This is a genomic window from Vibrio sp. 1562, from assembly GCF_033340155.1.
Taxonomy (GTDB): Bacteria; Pseudomonadota; Gammaproteobacteria; order Enterobacterales; family Vibrionaceae; genus Vibrio; species Vibrio alginolyticus.
The window spans coordinates 1-609 of record NZ_JAWOVY010000520.1 but is presented as its reverse complement, the minus strand read 5'-3'; the positions used below and the strand labels follow the sequence as shown (position 1 = coordinate 609).

Below are 609 nucleotides of genomic sequence, written 5' to 3'. Positions count from 1 at the left end.
TCCGGATGGTAAAGCAATTCAAGTGTTGGCAGCGGCTCTTCTGGCACTGGTAAATTCTGTTCTTGCTTCATCAAGAATGGGTTTTGCGTCGCGGCAACTTTTGCTTGCGCGCTGGATACCATGCTTTGGAATGCGGCAACATCTTGATCGCCATCTTGCACTTCCTCAACCTCAACTTCTTGTGGCGCTGGTTCAAACACTACACTCGGCTCAGGTGTCTGTTCTGGTTGAATTTGAGAAACCGATTGTGGTTGAACTATAGGTTGAGGCTCTGGTGAACGCGACTGAGGTTGAGGAGCAACATATACCTCCTCTTCATCTACTACATCAAAATCAGAGATGGTTGGTTCAATATGTTCACTTGGCTCAGCGTGGTCGGTAATGTCATCAAGTGCACGAGTGTCAATAACAGGCTCTTCGTGTGGCGTTGGTTCCACATGGCGTTGCTGTTCTTGCTGAGCAGCAAACTGTGCATATTCTGCATAGCTTGATTCAAGTTGAGGCGTATCGTGTTCAACAACCTCTTCATGCTTGGCTTGCACCTGCTCTTGATAGACTGCGTTTGTATCCGCATAAGATTGGCTTGTTTGTTCTTCTGACGCCCAATCA

General features: G+C 47.5%; 1 pseudogene. It reads right to left on the bottom strand.

Annotated features, from left to right (window positions below):
* Positions 1-609: pseudogene (locus R7Z49_RS26160) on the bottom strand (DNA translocase FtsK); the annotation flags it as partial.